Annotated in this window: 14 protein-coding genes and 1 pseudogene; 12 read left to right on the forward strand and 3 right to left on the reverse strand. The window is 64.8% G+C overall.

What is annotated here, in order from left to right; translation table 11 throughout:
• Nucleotides 1-115: 115 nt before the first annotated feature.
• The 5 genes from pstC to phoU all read left to right on the forward strand — a co-directional run bounded on the left by pstC (nt 116) and on the right by phoU (nt 4392).
• Nucleotides 116-1138, forward strand: coding sequence for a phosphate ABC transporter permease subunit PstC (gene pstC / locus H582_RS26170; RefSeq protein ID WP_084136702.1), 1023 nt, complete (start codon nt 116-118; stop codon nt 1136-1138).
• Nucleotides 1139-1140: 2 nt separating this feature from the next.
• The gene (pstA, locus tag H582_RS0105915) at nt 1141-2028 is read left to right on the forward strand and encodes a phosphate ABC transporter permease PstA (RefSeq protein WP_028597805.1); all 888 of its coding nucleotides are present in this window, start codon (nt 1141-1143) and stop codon (nt 2026-2028) included.
• Between the two features lie 25 nt (nt 2029-2053).
• A complete protein-coding gene (gene pstB, locus H582_RS0105920) occupies nt 2054-2860 on the forward strand; it encodes a phosphate ABC transporter ATP-binding protein PstB (protein WP_084136705.1) in 807 nt (268 codons plus the stop codon).
• Between the two features lie 82 nt (nt 2861-2942).
• Nucleotides 2943-3701 (forward strand): phosphate ABC transporter ATP-binding protein PstB, encoded by a 759-nt coding sequence (gene pstB / locus H582_RS0105925; RefSeq protein WP_028597807.1) that lies wholly within the window; start codon nt 2943-2945, stop codon nt 3699-3701.
• Nucleotides 3702-3732: 31 nt separating this feature from the next.
• A complete protein-coding gene (phoU, locus tag H582_RS0105930; RefSeq protein ID WP_028597808.1) occupies nt 3733-4392 on the forward strand; it encodes a phosphate signaling complex protein PhoU in 660 nt (219 codons plus the stop codon).
• Nucleotides 4393-5633: 1241 nt separating this feature from the next.
• On the opposite strand, the gene H582_RS0105935 is transcribed toward phoU, so the two are convergent.
• Together H582_RS0105935 and H582_RS0105940 are read right to left on the reverse strand one after the other, a co-directional pair.
• Nucleotides 5634-6380 (reverse strand): glycerophosphodiester phosphodiesterase, encoded by a 747-nt coding sequence (locus tag H582_RS0105935; protein ID WP_028597809.1) that lies wholly within the window; start codon nt 6378-6380, stop codon nt 5634-5636.
• Between the two features lie 253 nt (nt 6381-6633).
• Nucleotides 6634-7176, reverse strand: coding sequence for a nucleoside 2-deoxyribosyltransferase (locus H582_RS0105940; RefSeq protein WP_205621414.1), 543 nt, complete (start codon nt 7174-7176; stop codon nt 6634-6636).
• A 156-nt stretch (nt 7177-7332) separates the two neighbouring features.
• Here H582_RS0105940 and H582_RS26175 point away from each other — a divergent pair, with 156 nt between their 5' ends.
• The 5 genes and pseudogenes from H582_RS26175 (at nt 7333) to H582_RS32750 (ending at nt 11356) form a co-directional block, all read left to right on the forward strand.
• The gene (locus H582_RS26175) at nt 7333-8604 is read left to right on the forward strand and encodes an ABC transporter substrate-binding protein (RefSeq protein ID WP_052333003.1); all 1272 of its coding nucleotides are present in this window, start codon (nt 7333-7335) and stop codon (nt 8602-8604) included.
• A gap of 1 nt (nt 8605) precedes the next feature.
• Entirely contained in the window at nt 8606-9634 is a 1029-nt protein-coding gene (locus tag H582_RS0105950) for a FecCD family ABC transporter permease (protein ID WP_028597811.1), read from the forward strand.
• Nucleotides 9631-10506, forward strand: a complete 876-nt coding sequence (locus H582_RS26180) for an ABC transporter ATP-binding protein (protein ID WP_084136709.1) — start codon at nt 9631-9633, stop codon at nt 10504-10506. Before H582_RS0105950 ends, H582_RS26180 begins: the two co-directional genes overlap by 4 nt.
• Nucleotides 10499-10876 (forward strand): annotated as a pseudogene (locus H582_RS32745) (ankyrin repeat domain-containing protein); the annotation flags it as partial. The gene H582_RS26180 and the pseudogene H582_RS32745, both read left to right, overlap by 8 nt.
• A gap of 42 nt (nt 10877-10918) precedes the next feature.
• Nucleotides 10919-11356 (forward strand): antibiotic biosynthesis monooxygenase, encoded by a 438-nt coding sequence (locus tag H582_RS32750; RefSeq protein WP_276203376.1) that lies wholly within the window; start codon nt 10919-10921, stop codon nt 11354-11356.
• 56 nt (nt 11357-11412) lie between these two features.
• On the opposite strand, the gene H582_RS0105965 is transcribed toward H582_RS32750, so the two are convergent.
• A complete protein-coding gene (locus tag H582_RS0105965) occupies nt 11413-11637 on the reverse strand; it encodes a PLDc N-terminal domain-containing protein (protein WP_028597812.1) in 225 nt (74 codons plus the stop codon).
• A gap of 128 nt (nt 11638-11765) precedes the next feature.
• On the opposite strand from H582_RS0105965, the gene polA reads away from it, so the two are divergent.
• The gene (gene polA, locus H582_RS26190; RefSeq protein WP_043110976.1) at nt 11766-14426 is read left to right on the forward strand and encodes a DNA polymerase I; all 2661 of its coding nucleotides are present in this window, start codon (nt 11766-11768) and stop codon (nt 14424-14426) included.
• A gap of 128 nt (nt 14427-14554) precedes the next feature.
• Nucleotides 14555-15421: a DNA-formamidopyrimidine glycosylase gene (gene mutM, locus H582_RS0105980; RefSeq protein ID WP_028597813.1), complete on the forward strand. Its 867-nt coding sequence runs from the start codon at nt 14555-14557 to the stop codon at nt 15419-15421.
• The last annotated feature ends 34 nt before the right edge of the window (nt 15422-15455 follow it).

A 15455-nucleotide genomic window follows, 5' to 3' on the forward strand; every position in this document is an offset into this window, starting at 1 on the left:
CCGTCATCACCAGCTGCGTTTCATGGCGCAGCGGCAGGCCAAGAAGGAGGCATCCCATGCCCCCTCTTGGCTTTGCGCCATGCCAAGAGTATTCGGCGTAAGGAGAGATCAATTCATGAAAGCAACCTTAGACCCTGCCCGGCCAGGCTCCGAGGGCGCAGAGCCGACTTCGAGGGCCGAGGCTTCGTCCGAGCCGCGCGCCGAGGCGTCTCCGGCATCCGCCGCCCCTTCCGGCGGAACGCCGCCTCGTCCGACCGCGCGCCGCAAATCGCGCTCCGGCGGAGAATGGTTCGGCAAGACGTATACGCTCATCTGCGTCGCCGTGCTCATCGTCACGATTTTTTCGATCGTTTATTTCGTTGCGTCCAAGGGGCTGTCGACCTTCTTCGTCAACGGCGTCAGCCTGAAGGAATTCCTGTTCGGCACGAAATGGGCGCCTGACGGCGAGCCGCAGTCGTTCGGCGCGCTGCCGTTCATCACCGGCTCGTTCGTCACCTCGATTCTGGCTGCCTGCATCTCGGCTCCGCTCGCCTTCTGCGCGGCGATCTTCATGACCGAGCTGATGCCGAAGTTCGGCAAAAGGGTCATGCAGCCGGTCATCGAGCTGCTCGCCGGCATCCCGTCGGTCGTGTACGGCTTTGTCGGCCTGACCGTTATCGTGCCGTTCTTCCGCGCGATCTTCCCCGGGCAGGGCCTCGGCCTCGCCGCAGGCGCGGTCGTGCTCTCGATCATGATCCTGCCGACGATCACGACGATCGCGACCGATGCGATGAGCAACCTGCCGCGCGGCCTCAAGGAAGGCAGCTACGCGCTCGGCGCGACGCGCTGGCAGACGATCTCGCGCAGCATCCTGCCGGCCGTCATCCCGTCCATGCTGACGGGCGTCGTGCTCGGCATCGCGCGCGCTTTCGGCGAGGCGCTCGCCGTGCAGATGGTCATCGGCAACGCTCCGCATATTCCGAGCTCGCTGTTCGAATCGGCGTCCACGCTGACGAGCGTCATCACGCTCAGCATGGGCAACACGATCATGGGCCAAGTCCAGAACAACGTGCTGTGGAGCCTCGCGCTCGTGCTGCTCGTCATGACATTCGTCTTCGTCGCGATCGTGCGCGTGCTGGAAAGGAGAAGCCTGCGATGAGAATGTCCAACAAAACCGCCGACCGCGTAGCGACGGCTGTCTTCTACTTCTTCGCCTTCCTCATCATCCTCATCCTGGCGGGGCTGATCGGATTCATTCTGTACCGCGGCCTCAGCCATATCAGCTTCGGCTTCCTGACGTCGCCGCCGCAGACGTTCAAGGTCGGAGGCGGCATCGGGCCGCAGCTGTTCAACTCGCTGTTCCTGCTCGTGCTGACGATGATCATCACCGTGCCTCTCGGCATCGGCGCCGGCATCTACATGGCGGAGTACGCCCGTCCGGGCCGGTTCACCGACTTCATCCGGCTCGTCGTCGAGGTGCTCTCCTCGTTCCCTTCGATCGTCGTCGGCCTGTTCGGCCTGCTGGTGTTCGTCAACTACTTCGGCCTCAAGTTCTCGCTGCTGGCCGGCGCGCTCGCGCTGACCGTATTCAACCTGCCGCTCATGGTGCGCATCACCGAGCAGGGCATCCGCGGCGTGCCGCGCGAGCAGAAGGAGGCGGGACTCGCCCTCGGCCTGACGCGTTGGAAAACGATCGTCAAGATCATGCTGCCGGTCGCGCTGCCGACGATCCTGACCGGCACGATCCTGGCCGCAGGCCGCGTCTTCGGCGAAGCCGCCGCGCTGCTGTTCACCGCCGGCATGAGCTCGCCGCGGCTGGACTTCACCGACTGGAATCCGTTCAGTCCGGTGTCGCCGCTCAATCCGCTTCGTCCGGCCGAGACGCTCGCCGTGCACATCTGGAAAATCAACAGCGAAGGCATCGCTCCGGACGCCGCGCAGATCGCGGCCGGCGCTTCCGCCGTGCTCATCCTGACGGTGCTGCTGTTCAATCTGGGCTCCCGCTGGCTTGGCCGCTTCTTGTACCGCAAGCTGACGGCATCCCGCTAAACCCGACTACGAGGAGGACCCCAAGATGGCAATCGCAGCTCCCTCGAGCGCAATCGGCGCGAGCACGCGGCCGGGAGGCAGCGCGGCGCTGGCCGCCGAGCAGCTGAGCATCTTTTACGGAGAGAAGGAAGCGGTCAAAAAAGTCGACCTGAGCTTCGCGAGAGGCAGCGTGACGGCGCTCATCGGCCCGTCCGGGTGCGGCAAGTCCACGTTCCTGCGGAGCCTCAACCGGATGAACGACACGATCGCCGGCGCGAGCGCCAAAGGAAGCATCTGGCTGGACGGCGAGGACATCAACGCGCCGGGCACCGATGTCGTCTCGCTGCGCCAGCGGATCGGCATGGTGTGGCAAAAGCCGAATCCGTTCTACAAGTCGATCTATGAAAACGTCGCCTTCGGTCCGCGCTATCACGGCGTGCGCAACAAGCGCGAGCTGGACGAGATCGTCGAGTCCTGCCTGCGCCGCACGGCGCTGTGGGACGAGACGAAGGACCGGCTGAACCAGTCGGCGCTCGCGCTGTCCGGCGGCCAGCAGCAGCGGCTGTGCATCGCCCGCGCGCTGTCGGTGCAGCCGGAAATCCTGCTCATGGACGAGCCGGCCTCCGCGCTCGACCCGGTGTCGACGTCCAAGATCGAGGAGCTCATCTCTGAGCTCAAGCAGGAGTACTGCATCGTCATCGTGACGCACAACATGGGCCAGGCGGCCCGCGTGTCCGACAAGACGGCGTTCTTCTACATGGGCAATCTGATCGAGCACAACGAGACGAACGTCATTTTCACCAATCCGGAGAAGAAGCAGACCGACGACTACATCTCGGGCCGCTTCGGCTGATCCGAAAGGCAAGCCGCGCTCGGCCGGGAGAGGCCGTCGCGGCGGCAATCCGACTATCGACGCATGGGAGAAGGGGAACGTTATGACGACATCGATCATGGAGATTGACCGGCTCAACCTGCATTACAGCGAGTTCCACGCGCTCAAGAACATCGAGCTGGACATTCCCGAAAAGACCATCACCGCCTTTATCGGCCCGTCGGGCTGCGGCAAGTCGACGTTCCTGCGCACGCTCAACCGCATGAACGATCTCGTCGCCGGCGTCAAGATCGACGGCAGCGTCAAGCTGGACGGCGAGGACATCTACGGTGCGGAAACGGACGTCGAGTCCCTCCGCAAGCGGGTCGGCATGGTGTTCCAGCAGCCGAATCCCTTTCCGAAGTCGATCTTCGACAATGTCGCGTACGGCCCGCGGCTGCACGGCATCCGCGACAAGGCGACCTTGAACGAGATCGTGGAGCGCAGCCTGCGCGGCGCCTCGCTGTGGGAGGAAGTGAAGGATCTGCTCGGCAAGTCGGCGCTCAGCCTGTCCGGCGGCCAGCAGCAGCGGCTGTGCATCGCCCGCGCGCTCGCCGTCGAGCCCGAGGTGCTGCTCATGGACGAGGCGACGTCCGCGCTCGACCCGATCTCGACGCTCAAGATCGAGGAGCTGGTGCGCGAGCTCAAGAAGGAGTACACGATCGTCATGGTGACGCACAACATGCACCAGGCGGCGCGCGTATCCGACCGTACCGTGTTTTTCCTCAACGGAGAGCTTGTCGAGGCCGACGAGACGGAGAAGCTGTTCTCCAACCCGAGCGACGCGCGCACGGAAGACTACATTACAGGACGCTTCGGCTGAAGCGCCGGCGAGAGGGAGAGAAGAGACCGTCATGATCAAACGCAAGGAACTGGACGAGGGACTGGAGCAGCTCGACAAGATGCTGCAGGAAATGGGCGAGCATGTGGAGTCGGCGCTCGCGGGATCGATGCAGGCGCTGATGAGCGTCGACACCGAGGCGGCGTCCGCGATCATCCGCCGCGACCCGGAGCTGAACCGGCTGGAGGAGCGCATTACGGAGCTCGGCTCCAAGCTGATCGCCACGCAGCAGCCGGTCGCCAAGGATTTGAGGCGCGTGCTCGTCGCGTTCCGCATCTCCGGCGACCTGGAGCGGATGGGCGATCTGTCGGTCGACATCGCCAAGGTCGTGCTGCGCCTCGAGGGGCAGCAGCTCATCAAGCCGCTGATCGACCTGCCGCGCATGGCCGAGATCGTGCAGACGATGATTTTCGAGTCGATCCAGTCGTTCGTGCAGGAGAATGTCGATCTCGCCTACAAGATGGCCAAGGACGACGATGCCGTCGACGCGCTGTACTCGCAGATCATCCGCGAGCTGTATACGCTCATGGTGCAGGACCCGCGCACGATCAACCAGTCGATGCTGCTCAGCTTCGTCGGCCGCTATATCGAGCGTCTGGCCGACCATGCGACCAATATCGGGGAAAGCGTCGTTTACCTCGTGACGGGCCGCCGTCCGGATTTGAACGCCTAGCTTTTTTGTAGCGTCGGCTGCTGCATGCGCCTTGACCGTTTCGGAATTCCGGAGCGGGAGGCGCTTTTTGGCGTTCCCTTGAGCGCAGGGAGGGCTTGGGGAGCCTCGGGATCGGGGAGCTTGGAGTCTGGGAGCCTAGGGAGCGGGGAATTCGGGAAGCCCGGGGAGCCTGTGGAATCTGTGGGGCCGTGGGTCAAGAGTTGCCCCGCTCCGGGGACGGAACCTCTTTCCGATTCCGCTGAAGCCCAGATTCCTCTGATCTCCCTTTCCGAAACGGAAGGAATCCGGCCTTCAAGGGAACCGCTGCCGCTTCTCCAAGAGGTTTCCGTCCCCTTCGCTCCCTGCTTGGACCTTTGCTAGATGCAACCCCCGAACCCCGACAGGTAGAGTAGCCCCGACCCCGGTACATCCGGCAACCCCGGCACCCCCGGCAACCCAAGCAACCTCGGCAACTCCGGCAACCCCGGCACCCCCGGCACCCCCGGCAACCCCAGCAACCCCAGCAACCCCAGCAACCCCAGCAGCCCCAGCAGCCCCAGCAGCCCCAGCAGCCCCAGCAGCCCCAGCAGCCCCGGCAGCCCCAGCTATCCCAGCACCACCGCTTCGTTCTTTGCAGCTGGAAAGCTAACGATTCGTCAGACGCTTAGACGCCTTTTAGTCGTGGATTCAAAAACCTAACGACGCCTCAAGTGCTTAGCGTTGAGGATATTGCGTTTCTCTATCGAAAAAATGCTATTTTTCGTTCGCTAAGATTCGTGAGAGTCGTTAGATTTTCACAACGCCGCGTAGGGGACTTCTTACGATTTCAGGAGTCGTTAGCCGCGAAGATGTCGAACTTCGGGGCGGCCGGGGGGAGCGGACAAGGAAAACCAAGAAGAACAAAAAACGCGAAACGCGATCGGGCTCGATGTGCCGCCTCAAGCTGCCGGCAAGAAAAAGAGACACGCCGTTCAGCCGGTTCGCTCCGCCTAAGCGTGCGTTGGCCGATTGAGGTGTCTCAAGTTCGAGAAGCCGGATTCAGTTGAGTACGATCAGCTGTCTTATGCTGCCTAGGCCGTAATTCGGATCGTGTCGAGATTCAGTGAGCCGGGGCATCCGCAAGGGGATGCACGGATCGGCCATCAAGCCGCAGGCAGGGCGTAGGCTCGACGGCGACTGAGAGTGACGGACCAATAGCGGTCCGCCCGCCGGACTAATAGCGGTCCGCCTGACGAGCCTTTAGCGTCCCGCCCGCCGGGCCTTTAGCGTCCGGCCCGCTGGGCCAGCCAGTCGTTCAGCCGGCCGGGATAATCGGTGATGATGCCGGAGACGCCGATCGCGGCCAGCCGTTCCCATTCCTCGGGCCGATTGGCGGTGTAAGGGTAGACGGCAATGCCGGCCGCCTTCGCGTCCTCGGCGTCCTCGCGGCCGATCAGCCCGTGATGCGGATGGAGCGACCATACCTCGGTCTCGAGCAGAGCTGCGTAGGAGGCATGATGATACAGATCGGCGGCATAGAGCAGCCCGATGCGCAGCTCCGGCTCGGCAGCTTTGAGACGGACGAGCAGCTTGTGGTCGAACGAGGAGACGACGGTGCGGAACAGGTTCGTTCCTTGACGGAGAAAGTCGAGCAGCTTGGCGTCGAGTTGCTCTCCGGCCGCGTCTTTCACCTCGACGTTGATCTCTACCGTCAACGGCAGCAGCTCGTAGACTTCGCTCAGCAGCGGCACGCGCTCGCCGGCGAATGCCGGACCGAACCAGGCTCCGGCGTCGGCGCGTCGGATTTCTTCTGCCGTCTGGTCGCGAATCGCGCCTGCGCCATCCGTCGTTCGATCGAGCGTATCGTCATGGCAGACGATCAACTGTCCGTCGGCGGACAGATGGACGTCGAGCTCGACCATCTGCGCGCCTTGCTCTGCGGCGAGCCGGAAGCTGGCGAGCGTGTTCTCAGGCGCTTCACCTGCGGCGCCGCGATGTCCAATGACGAGCGGCTGGAGGGAGGAATTCATCTTGACCATCCTTTCGGGTTCTCAAATGGGATACGGCAAGCAGGGTCGGCCCAAGCCGCCGGCTGCCGGCCGCATCGGCCGAACAGCCGCGCCAGGGCTCGTCCGCGCCAGACTCGGTCGAGCCAGGCTCGGCCGCATCAGGCTCGGTCGCGCCAGGCTCGGGTGCGCCATACACCGGCATCCGTAGCTGCCGCTGGCGCTTCCCTGCCATTATAAGCCTCGCGCAGCGGCTTGTCTGCCCGACTCGTCGGGTTTAACCGAAGCTTAACACGCCGGCGGCCAGATCAGCGGAGGCGCGACGCAGCGCGTCCTCCAGTCCACCCTCGACGACGGTGGCGGGGATGGCGAGCATCAGGTTCACCGGCAGGCCGAAGTTCTCGACGTTCATCCCGTCCCGATGCAGGCCGGTAGCCGGATCGATCTCGGCCGCGAGACGCTCGGCCTGGTCCCGCGCATCGGCCAGATGAGCGTAGAGCGGCTTGCCGAGCGCATAGGCGAGCCCGCACTCGAAGACGGTGCCGGCATCCGGCTCGGCGCCGCGAAACGCGTTCAGATTGGCGATTACGAAGTCGGCCTGGCGGACGAGCCGCACGTTGCCTTCGAAGATGGCGCGAGCGGTGTCCAGCCGGTCGGGCAATGGACGGATGTCCTTGTCGAGCGGAAAGATGCCGCGGAAGCCGTATTCGGCGCAGAGCACCTTCATCGCGCGGCCGGTATCGGCCGCGTCGGGTCGGAACACCTCGAATCCGGCGAGGTAGACGGACGGGATGGAGGCGGGCGTAGCTGAGAAAGTCATAGTCGATGTTCATCTCCTTCGGGTCGATTTCTCCATTTTACCATGGCGCGGAAAAAGATGGTCGGACCCCGTTGACAATGAGAATCGTTATCAGTATTATAGATTCAGTAAATGATACTGATTCTCATTCTTAATCCAACCGGGGAGGTTTCTTTCATGTTCCGCAGCACCAAATCGCTTCTCGCCGCTTCCGCGGCAGCACTTATTCTCGTCTCGGCTTCCGGCGTGCCGTCGACGGCGCGCGCCGCTGCCGCGCCGATCCAGGTGACGCTCGACGGCAAAAAGCTGTCGCTCGACGCGCAGCCGATCGTAACCGCTGGTCGCACGCTCGTGCCTTACAGCTCGATCGTCCAGTCGCTCGGCGGCAAGGCAACCTGGAACAGCTCGACGCGCACGGTGACGGCGACGAGCGGAAGCGATACCGTCAAGCTGACGGCAAGCTCTGCGACGGCATACATAAACGGCAAAGCCACGAAGCTGGAGGCCGCTCCGGTCATCCAGAACGGCAGGACGTTCGTTCCGCTGCGCCTCATCACGGAAGCGTTCGGAAAGTGGGTCACCTGGTCGCAATCGAGCCGCACGGTCGCGATTTCGAGCAAGCTGACGCTGACGACGAGCACCGGACCGTTCACGCTGAACAAGCGTCCGCAGCGCATCGTCACGCTTTCCTCGTCCGACACCGAGATGATCTACGCGCTCGGCGGCACGGTTGTCGGCCGTCCGACGGCGATGGGCGCGGTCAATCCGCCGGAAGCCGCATCGGCGGTCGAAGTCGGCAGCACGCACGGCATCCTGTTCGAGAAGCTGGCATCCGTCAAGCCGGATCTGGTCATCGCGAGCCCGTCTCTTGCCAGCCAGAAGGCGACGATCGAGAAGCTCGGCGCGCAAGTGCTGCTCAACTCGCACAACTCCTATGATCAGATCAAGTCCTCCCTGCGCCTGTACGGCAAGCTGCTCGGCAAGGAGACAAAGGCCGAGGAAATCGCAGCCAACATGGACCGCACGGTGAGCAGCCTGAAGAAGCCGGCGACCAAGCCGAAGACGCTGATCGTGTACGGCGCTCCTGGCAGCTTCGTCGTCGCTCTGCCGACGAGCTACCCGGGCAGCTTCCTGGAGCTGGCGGGCGGCGAGAACGTAGCGTCCAAGTTCCCGAAAATGGACACGATGCCGCAATACGCCGAGCTCAGCATGGAGCGCATCGTCGCGGCCAACCCGGACCTGATCCTGCTCATCGCCCATGGCGACGCCGCAGAAGTCAAGTCGGCGTTCAAAAAGCAGTTCGAGTCGAATCCGGCCTGGAACAACCTGTCGGCGATCAAGGACGACCAGTTCGAGATCCTGCCGCAGAACCTGTTCGCCGCCAACCCGGGCCTGCGCGCTCCAGAGGCGATCAAGACGATCAACAAGCTGCTCCTGCAGGTGAACTGACATGGCGGCCGTCCTGTCGCCGGCTGACGTCAAGCGGGCGAGGCGCCCGGCGTCGGCGCGGCATGCGGCCGTGCTCGTCGGCGCGGCGGCGCTCGTCGTCGCCAGCGTCGTCTGCGGTCTCGCGCTCGGATCGATCCGGATTCCGATCGCCGACGTGTGGGCCTCGCTCCTCGGGCGCTCCGACACCGAGGCGTGGCAAATCGTTTGGAACCTGCGTCTGCCGCGCGTGCTGACCGGCCTTATGGTCGGCGGCGCGCTCGGCCTTTCCGGCGCTCTGCTGCAAGGCGTATTCCGCAATCCGCTTGCCGATCCCGGCATCATCGGCGTCTCGTCGGGCGGAGGCATCGCCGCTGTCGCCATCATGATCCTGTTCCCGGCGCAGATCGCGCTGCTGCCCGCGGCGGCGTTCATCGGCGCCTTGGCGGCCAGCGCGGTCATCTACGGGCTCGCCTGGAAGGGCGGAGCATCTCCGGTGAGGCTCATCCTCGCCGGCGTCGCGGTCAACTCGCTGCTCGGCGCAGCGATGTCGGCGCTCATGATCCTCAACAGCGAAAAGGTGCAATCGGTGCTGCCGTGGATGAGCGGCAGCCTGAACGGCCGCAGCTGGCCGCATGCCGACGCGCTGCTGCCTTACGCGCTGGCCGGACTTGCGGCGGCGCTGCTGCTGATCAAGCCGGCGAACCTGCTGGCGCTCGGTGACGACGCGGCCAAGCTGCTCGGCGTGCGCGTCGAGCTGTACCGCCTCATCATCGTCGGCGTCGCGGCATTCCTCGCCGGCGCGGCGATCAGCCAGGCCGGCATGGTCGGCTTCGTCGGCCTTGTCGTGCCGCATATCGTCCGCATGCTTGTCGGCTCGGACTACCGCGTTCTCATGCCGGCGTCCGCGCTCGGCGGCGCGGCGCTCGTCACGCTGGCCGATACGGCGGCGCGCACGCTGTTCGATCCGATCGAGTTCCCGGTCGGCATCCTGCTGGCGCTGCTCGGAGCTCCGTTCTTCCTTTATCTGCTGCGAAAGGGGGCGAAACGATGAGCCGTCTGACCGGAGAAGCGCTCGTGCACGGCTACGGCGACCGGCTTGTCGTGCACGGCGTCGACATCGACATCGTCAAAGGCGAGTGGGTCGGCATCATCGGCCCGAACGGCTCGGGCAAGTCGACCGTGCTGCGGATGCTTGCCCGCTTGATGAAGCCGCGCGGCGGATCGGCGCTGCTTGACGGCAAAGATCTGGCGGCGATTCCGCCCAAAGCCGTGGCGCGACAAATCGCGATGCTGGCGCAAGCCCAGGAGTCGGGATTGGAGCTGACCGTGCGCGAGCTGGTGCGCAAGGGACGCCACCCGCATTTGAAATGGTACCAGGATGGAAGCGCCGAAGAGCATGAGAGCATCGTCGACTGGGCGATCGCGGCGGCCTCGCTGCAGGAGCTGCAGCATCGGCCGCTGCCTGCGCTGTCAGGCGGGGAGCGCCAGCGCGCCTGGCTCGCGATGGCGATCGCGCAGACGCCTTCGGTGCTGCTGCTCGACGAGCCGGCTACGTATCTGGACATCGCCCATCAGCTCGAGCTGATGGAGCTTGTCCAAAGGCTGAACCGCGAGCAGGGAATGACCGTCGTGACCGTGCTGCATGACCTCAATCAAGCCGCCCGCTACTGCGACAGGCTCGTTGCCGTCAAGGACGGCCGAGTCGCCGCTCAGGGCCGGCCCGCCGAGCTGTTTACGCATGCGTTTTTCCGCGACGTATTCGGCGTCGAGGGCAGCATCCGGACCGACGAAGGCGTGCCGAGCTTCCAGGCGCGGCGTGCGACAACGGCACGCCGGCTGGCGGCGCCGGCCGAATCCGCAAGCGCGGATTCGAGCCATGAAGCGATTCAACCACAGGAAACGGGAGAGATGACAAATGTCTGAGCAAGCATTGAATCCAGAACTGGTACGCGCCTTCGTCGGCTCGGCCCATAGCGATCTGGAGCGCGTGCAGCAGCTGCTGCAAGAAGAGCCGGGACTGCTGCATGCCGCTATGAACTGGGGCGGCGGCGATTGGGAGACGGCGGCCGGAGCGGCCGCTCACGTCGGCCGCAAGGATATTCTGAACTGGCTGCTCGAGCAGGGAGCGCGTCTGGATCTGTTCGGCGCGGCGATGCTCGGCGAGCTGGAGCTCGTCCGCTCGGTCATCGAGCGCCATCCGTCTCAGCTGCATGCCAAGGGACCGCATGGCATCACGCTGCTGCAGCACGCCCTGATGGGCGGGCCGGACGCGCAAGAGGTCGTGGCTTATTTGAAGGAAAAGCTGGGAGAAGCGAAGGAAGAGCCCGCCGGCCCGGTGCTCGTCGAGAACCGGATCGTCGTCAAGGCCGGATTCGCCGAGGCGGTGCTGGAGCGGTTCGCGAAGCCGAAGCAGGTGCACACGTTCGAAGGCTTCATCCGGATGGACGTGCTGCATGGCAAAAGCGAGAACGAAGGCGAAGAGGAAATCCGCGTCTGCACGACCTGGAGAGCCAAAGCCGACTTCGAGGCCTGGGCGTCGAGCGACTCGTTCCGCGGCGCGCATGCGAAGCGGCAGGAGCAGCAGGCCGAAGGCGAGGCGGCTGAAAAGCCGGCTCACGGACATGGCGGCCACGGTCAAGCCCATGGCCACGGCGCGCACGGCCGTCCGGCTGCTGCCGGCGAAGGCGCGGGACCGATCGTCGGCAACCGCGTGACGATCTACCGCGTCGCGGCTTCGCATCTGCCGGCGGCGGCAGCGGCAGAGCAAGGCTAGAGCAAGCACGAAAAAGGCATGGCCTCCGGATCGCCGGAGCCATGCCTTTTTGCCATTCAGCGAAGCCGATTCCCGCGCCGATCCTCGCGGATGATCAGGTAGACGATCAGCCCGACGACCGGGAAGAACAGCAGCGCCAGGAGCACGAGCAGCGCGAACTCGCTGCTGTAGCCGCGGTCGCGGGCGTCTCGGTACGCCCATACGCAGAGCGCGATGTGAAGCACGAACAGTCCGAGCGCAATAAGCAAGAAAAGGACGCCGATGATGCCGATGCCTGCCATCAATAGCCATGCCTCGCTTTCGTTTGATATTTTCTTTGGATACGAACATTTGAGCGCTAAGGTTTCAAGGTTTTCCAGCGGAGTGTGGTATAGTAGAAGCAATCATAACGACGACGAGGTGCCCTGATATGGACAAGTGGATTTTGATCGACGGCAACAGCATCGCCTACCGGGCGTTTTTTGCCATGCCGCCGCTCACCAACGCGGCTGGATTGCATACGAACGCCGTCTTCGGCTTCACGACGATGCTGCTCAAGGTGCTCGAGGAGCACAAGCCGACCCATGTGCTGGTCGCCTTCGACGCGGGCAAGGTGACGTTCCGCACGGAAAGCTTCGCCGACTACAAAGGAACCCGCGACAAGACGCCGTCCGAGCTGTCCGAGCAGTTCCCGCTCATCAAGGAGGTCGTGCAGGCGTTCGGCATCCGCCAGTTCGAGCTCTCGGGCTACGAGGCGGACGACATCATCGGCACGCTCACCCGCATGGCGGACGAGCAGGGCGTGCAGGCGATCGTCGTCAGCGGCGACAAGGACATGCTGCAGCTCGCTTCGGAGCGGGTGTCGATCGCCGTCACGCGCAAGGGCGTGAGCGAGATCGAGCTGTACGATCCGGCGGCGGTGCGCGAGCGCTACGGCCTCGAGCCGGCGCAGATCATCGACCTCAAGGGGCTCATGGGCGACACGTCCGACAACATTCCCGGCATCCCCGGCGTCGGGGAGAAGACCGCGCTCAAGCTGCTGCATGAATACGGCACCGTCGAGGCGGTGATTGAGCGCTCCGGCGAGCTCAAGGGCAAGCTCAAGGAGCGCGTCGAGGAGCATCAGGAGTCGGCGCGGCTGAGCAAGCGTCTGGCGACGATCTTCCGCGAGGTGCCGCTTGCCGGCGAGACGGGCGATTTTGCCTACAAAGGATACGAGCCGTCGACGCTGGCCGCGGCGTTCGGCAAGCTGGAGTTCAAGTCGCTCATCGAGCGGCTCGGCCTCGGCGCCGCAGCCCCCGTATCGGCCGAGCCGCAAAAGGAGCTCGACGTCCGGCCGGTCGAGATCGGCGACACCGCCGCGCGCGAGGCGCTCGAGCAGGCGCTCCGCGCTCCGGGCGCGTTCTACCTCGAGGCGATCGGCGACAACCCGCATCACGCCGAGCTGATCGGAGCCGCCTACGCGGCCGAGGACGCCGTCTATGCGATGTCCGGCGAATGGCTGGCGAGCGGCGATGCCGCCGAGTTCAAGGCGTGGCTCGCCGATGCTTCCGCGCCGAAGACCGGCTGCGACCTGCACCGCGCGGAGCTGGCGCTCAGCGCCAGCCTCGGCGTGCATCTGCAGGGCGGAGCGTTCGACATCGTGCTGGCCGCCTACCTGCTCGACCCAACCGCGACGGACCAGAGCGTCAGCGGCATCGCGGCGCGCCTCGGCCTGCCGTCGGTGCCGACCGACGAGTCGGTCTACGGCAAGGGCGCGAAGTTCAAGGTGCCGGACAAGGAGGCTCTGTACGCGCAGCTGGCGGTCAAGGCCGACGCCGTGCGCGCGGCCGCGCCGCTGCAGATGGCCCAGCTGGAGGAGACGGGCATGCACCGGCTCTACTACGAGCTGGAGCAGCCGCTGTCCGGCGTGCTCGCCGACATGGAGCGCCAAGGCATCTCCGTCGACGCGGAGACGATCCGCCAGCTCGGAGCGGAGCTGGAGACAGGCATCAAGGCCGACATGGAGGCGATCTACCGCCACGCCGGCCAGGAGTTCAACATCAACTCGCCCAAGCAGCTGGGCGAGATCCTTTTCGACAAGCTCGGGCTGCCCGTCATGAAAAAAACGAAGACCGGGTACTCGACCGACGCCGACGTGCTGGAGAAGCTGGAGCCGTACCACGAGATCATCCCGCTCATCCTGCACTTCCGCCAGCTGCACAAGCTGCAGTCGACCTACGTGGAGGGGCTGCTCAAGGAGATCCGTCCGGACAGCGGCAAGATCCACACGTACTACCGCCAGACGATCGCGGCGACGGGCCGGCTGAGCAGCCAGTTCCCGAACCTGCAGAACATCCCGATCCGTCTGGAGGAAGGGCGCAAGATCCGCAAGGCGTTCGTGCCGTCCGAGCCGGACTGGCTCATCCTCGCGGCCGACTACTCGCAGATCGAGCTGCGCGTGCTCGCGCATATCTCGGGCGACGAGGGACTGAGCGAGGCGTTCACGCAGGATCTGGATGTGCATACGAAGACGGCGATGGACGTGTTCGGCGTGGCGCAGGCGGACGTGGACGCGAACATGCGCCGCTCCGCCAAGGCGGTCAACTTCGGCATCGTGTACGGCATCAGCGACTTCGGCCTCTCGCAGAACCTCGGCATCACGCGCAAGGAGGCGGCGCGCTTCATCGATCAGTATTTCGAGGCGTTCCAGGGCGTGCGCAAGTACATGGACGACATCGTGCAGCAGGCGCGCCGCGACGGCTATGTGACGACGCTGCTGGAGCGCAGGCGCTACCTGCCGGAGATCAAGGCGTCGAACTTCAACCTGCGCTCGTTCGCGGAGCGCACGGCGATGAATACGCCGATCCAGGGCACGGCCGCCGACATCATCAAGCTGGCGATGGTCAAGATGCAGGAGCGGATGCGCGCCGAGGGACTGCGCTCGCGCATGCTGCTGCAGGTGCATGACGAACTGGTCTTCGAGGTGCATCCCGAGGAGCTCGAGACGATGAAGGCGCTCGTCCCCGAAGTGATGGAGAGCGCCCTGGAGCTGAGCGTGCCGCTGCGCGCGGACGTCAGCTACGGAGCGAACTGGTACGAAGCGAAGTAACGGACGGCCTTCAGCCGCCTTTCCCGCGAGGCGGGGGAGGCGGCTTGGTTGTTTTCCCAGCTCGCTGGGCATGCAGGAAGCGCTTATCTCCGTTATAATGGTGAGGATAGAGAAAGGTGCTGATCCCCATGCCGGAACTGCCGGAGGTAGAAACTGTAACCCGAACGCTCACCCTCATCGCGGCGGGCAAGACGATCGAGAGCGTCGTCGTCAGCTTGCCGCGCATCATACAGCGCCCGCAGGAGCCGGAGGCGTTCGCCGCCGCCCTGGCCGGGCATACGATCCAAACCGTCGAGCGCCGCGGCAAATTCATCCGCATCGTGCTCGACGGGCTCGTGCTCGTCTCGCATCTGCGCATGGAAGGCCGCTACGGCCTTTATGACGCCGGCGAGCCGGTGGCCAAGCATACGCATGTGCGCTTCCGCTTCACCGACGGCACCGAGCTGCGCTACCAGGACGTGCGCCAGTTCGGCACGATGCATCTGTTCGAGCCGGGCGAGGAGTTCGCGCAGCCGCCGCTCGCGAAGCTCGGGCTGGAGCCGCTTGAGGAGACGTTCACGCTCGAAGCGCTGCGCGGGCTGCTGGCGAAGCGCACGACGATGATCAAGCCGCTGCTGCTCAACCAGGCATACATCGTCGGGCTTGGCAATATTTATGTCGATGAGGCGCTGCATCTCGCGGGCATCCATCCCGAGACGACGGCCGACCGGCTGAAGCCGGAGCAGTGGCGCAAGCTGCATGCTTCGATCCGGGCGACGCTGGAGCGCGCCGTGGCGGCGGGCGGCTCGTCGGTCAAGTCGTATGTCAACGGCCAGGGCGACGCAGGCCGCTTCCAGCATGAGCTGCTCGTCTACGGCCGCAAGAACGAGCCCTGCTCGGGCTGCGGGGCGCCGATCGTCAAGACGGTCGTCGGCGGCCGAGGCACCCATTTCTGCGCGGCCTGCCAGCCGCTGCCGAGCGTGCGCCGCAAGCGCTCCGAGGCAGCGATCCGCTAGCTTCGAGCGGCTGCCGTCCGCTGCGGCGAAGCCT

This window comes from Paenibacillus pasadenensis DSM 19293, from assembly GCF_000422485.1.
Lineage (GTDB): Bacteria > Bacillota > Bacilli > Paenibacillales > Paenibacillaceae > Paenibacillus_O > Paenibacillus_O pasadenensis.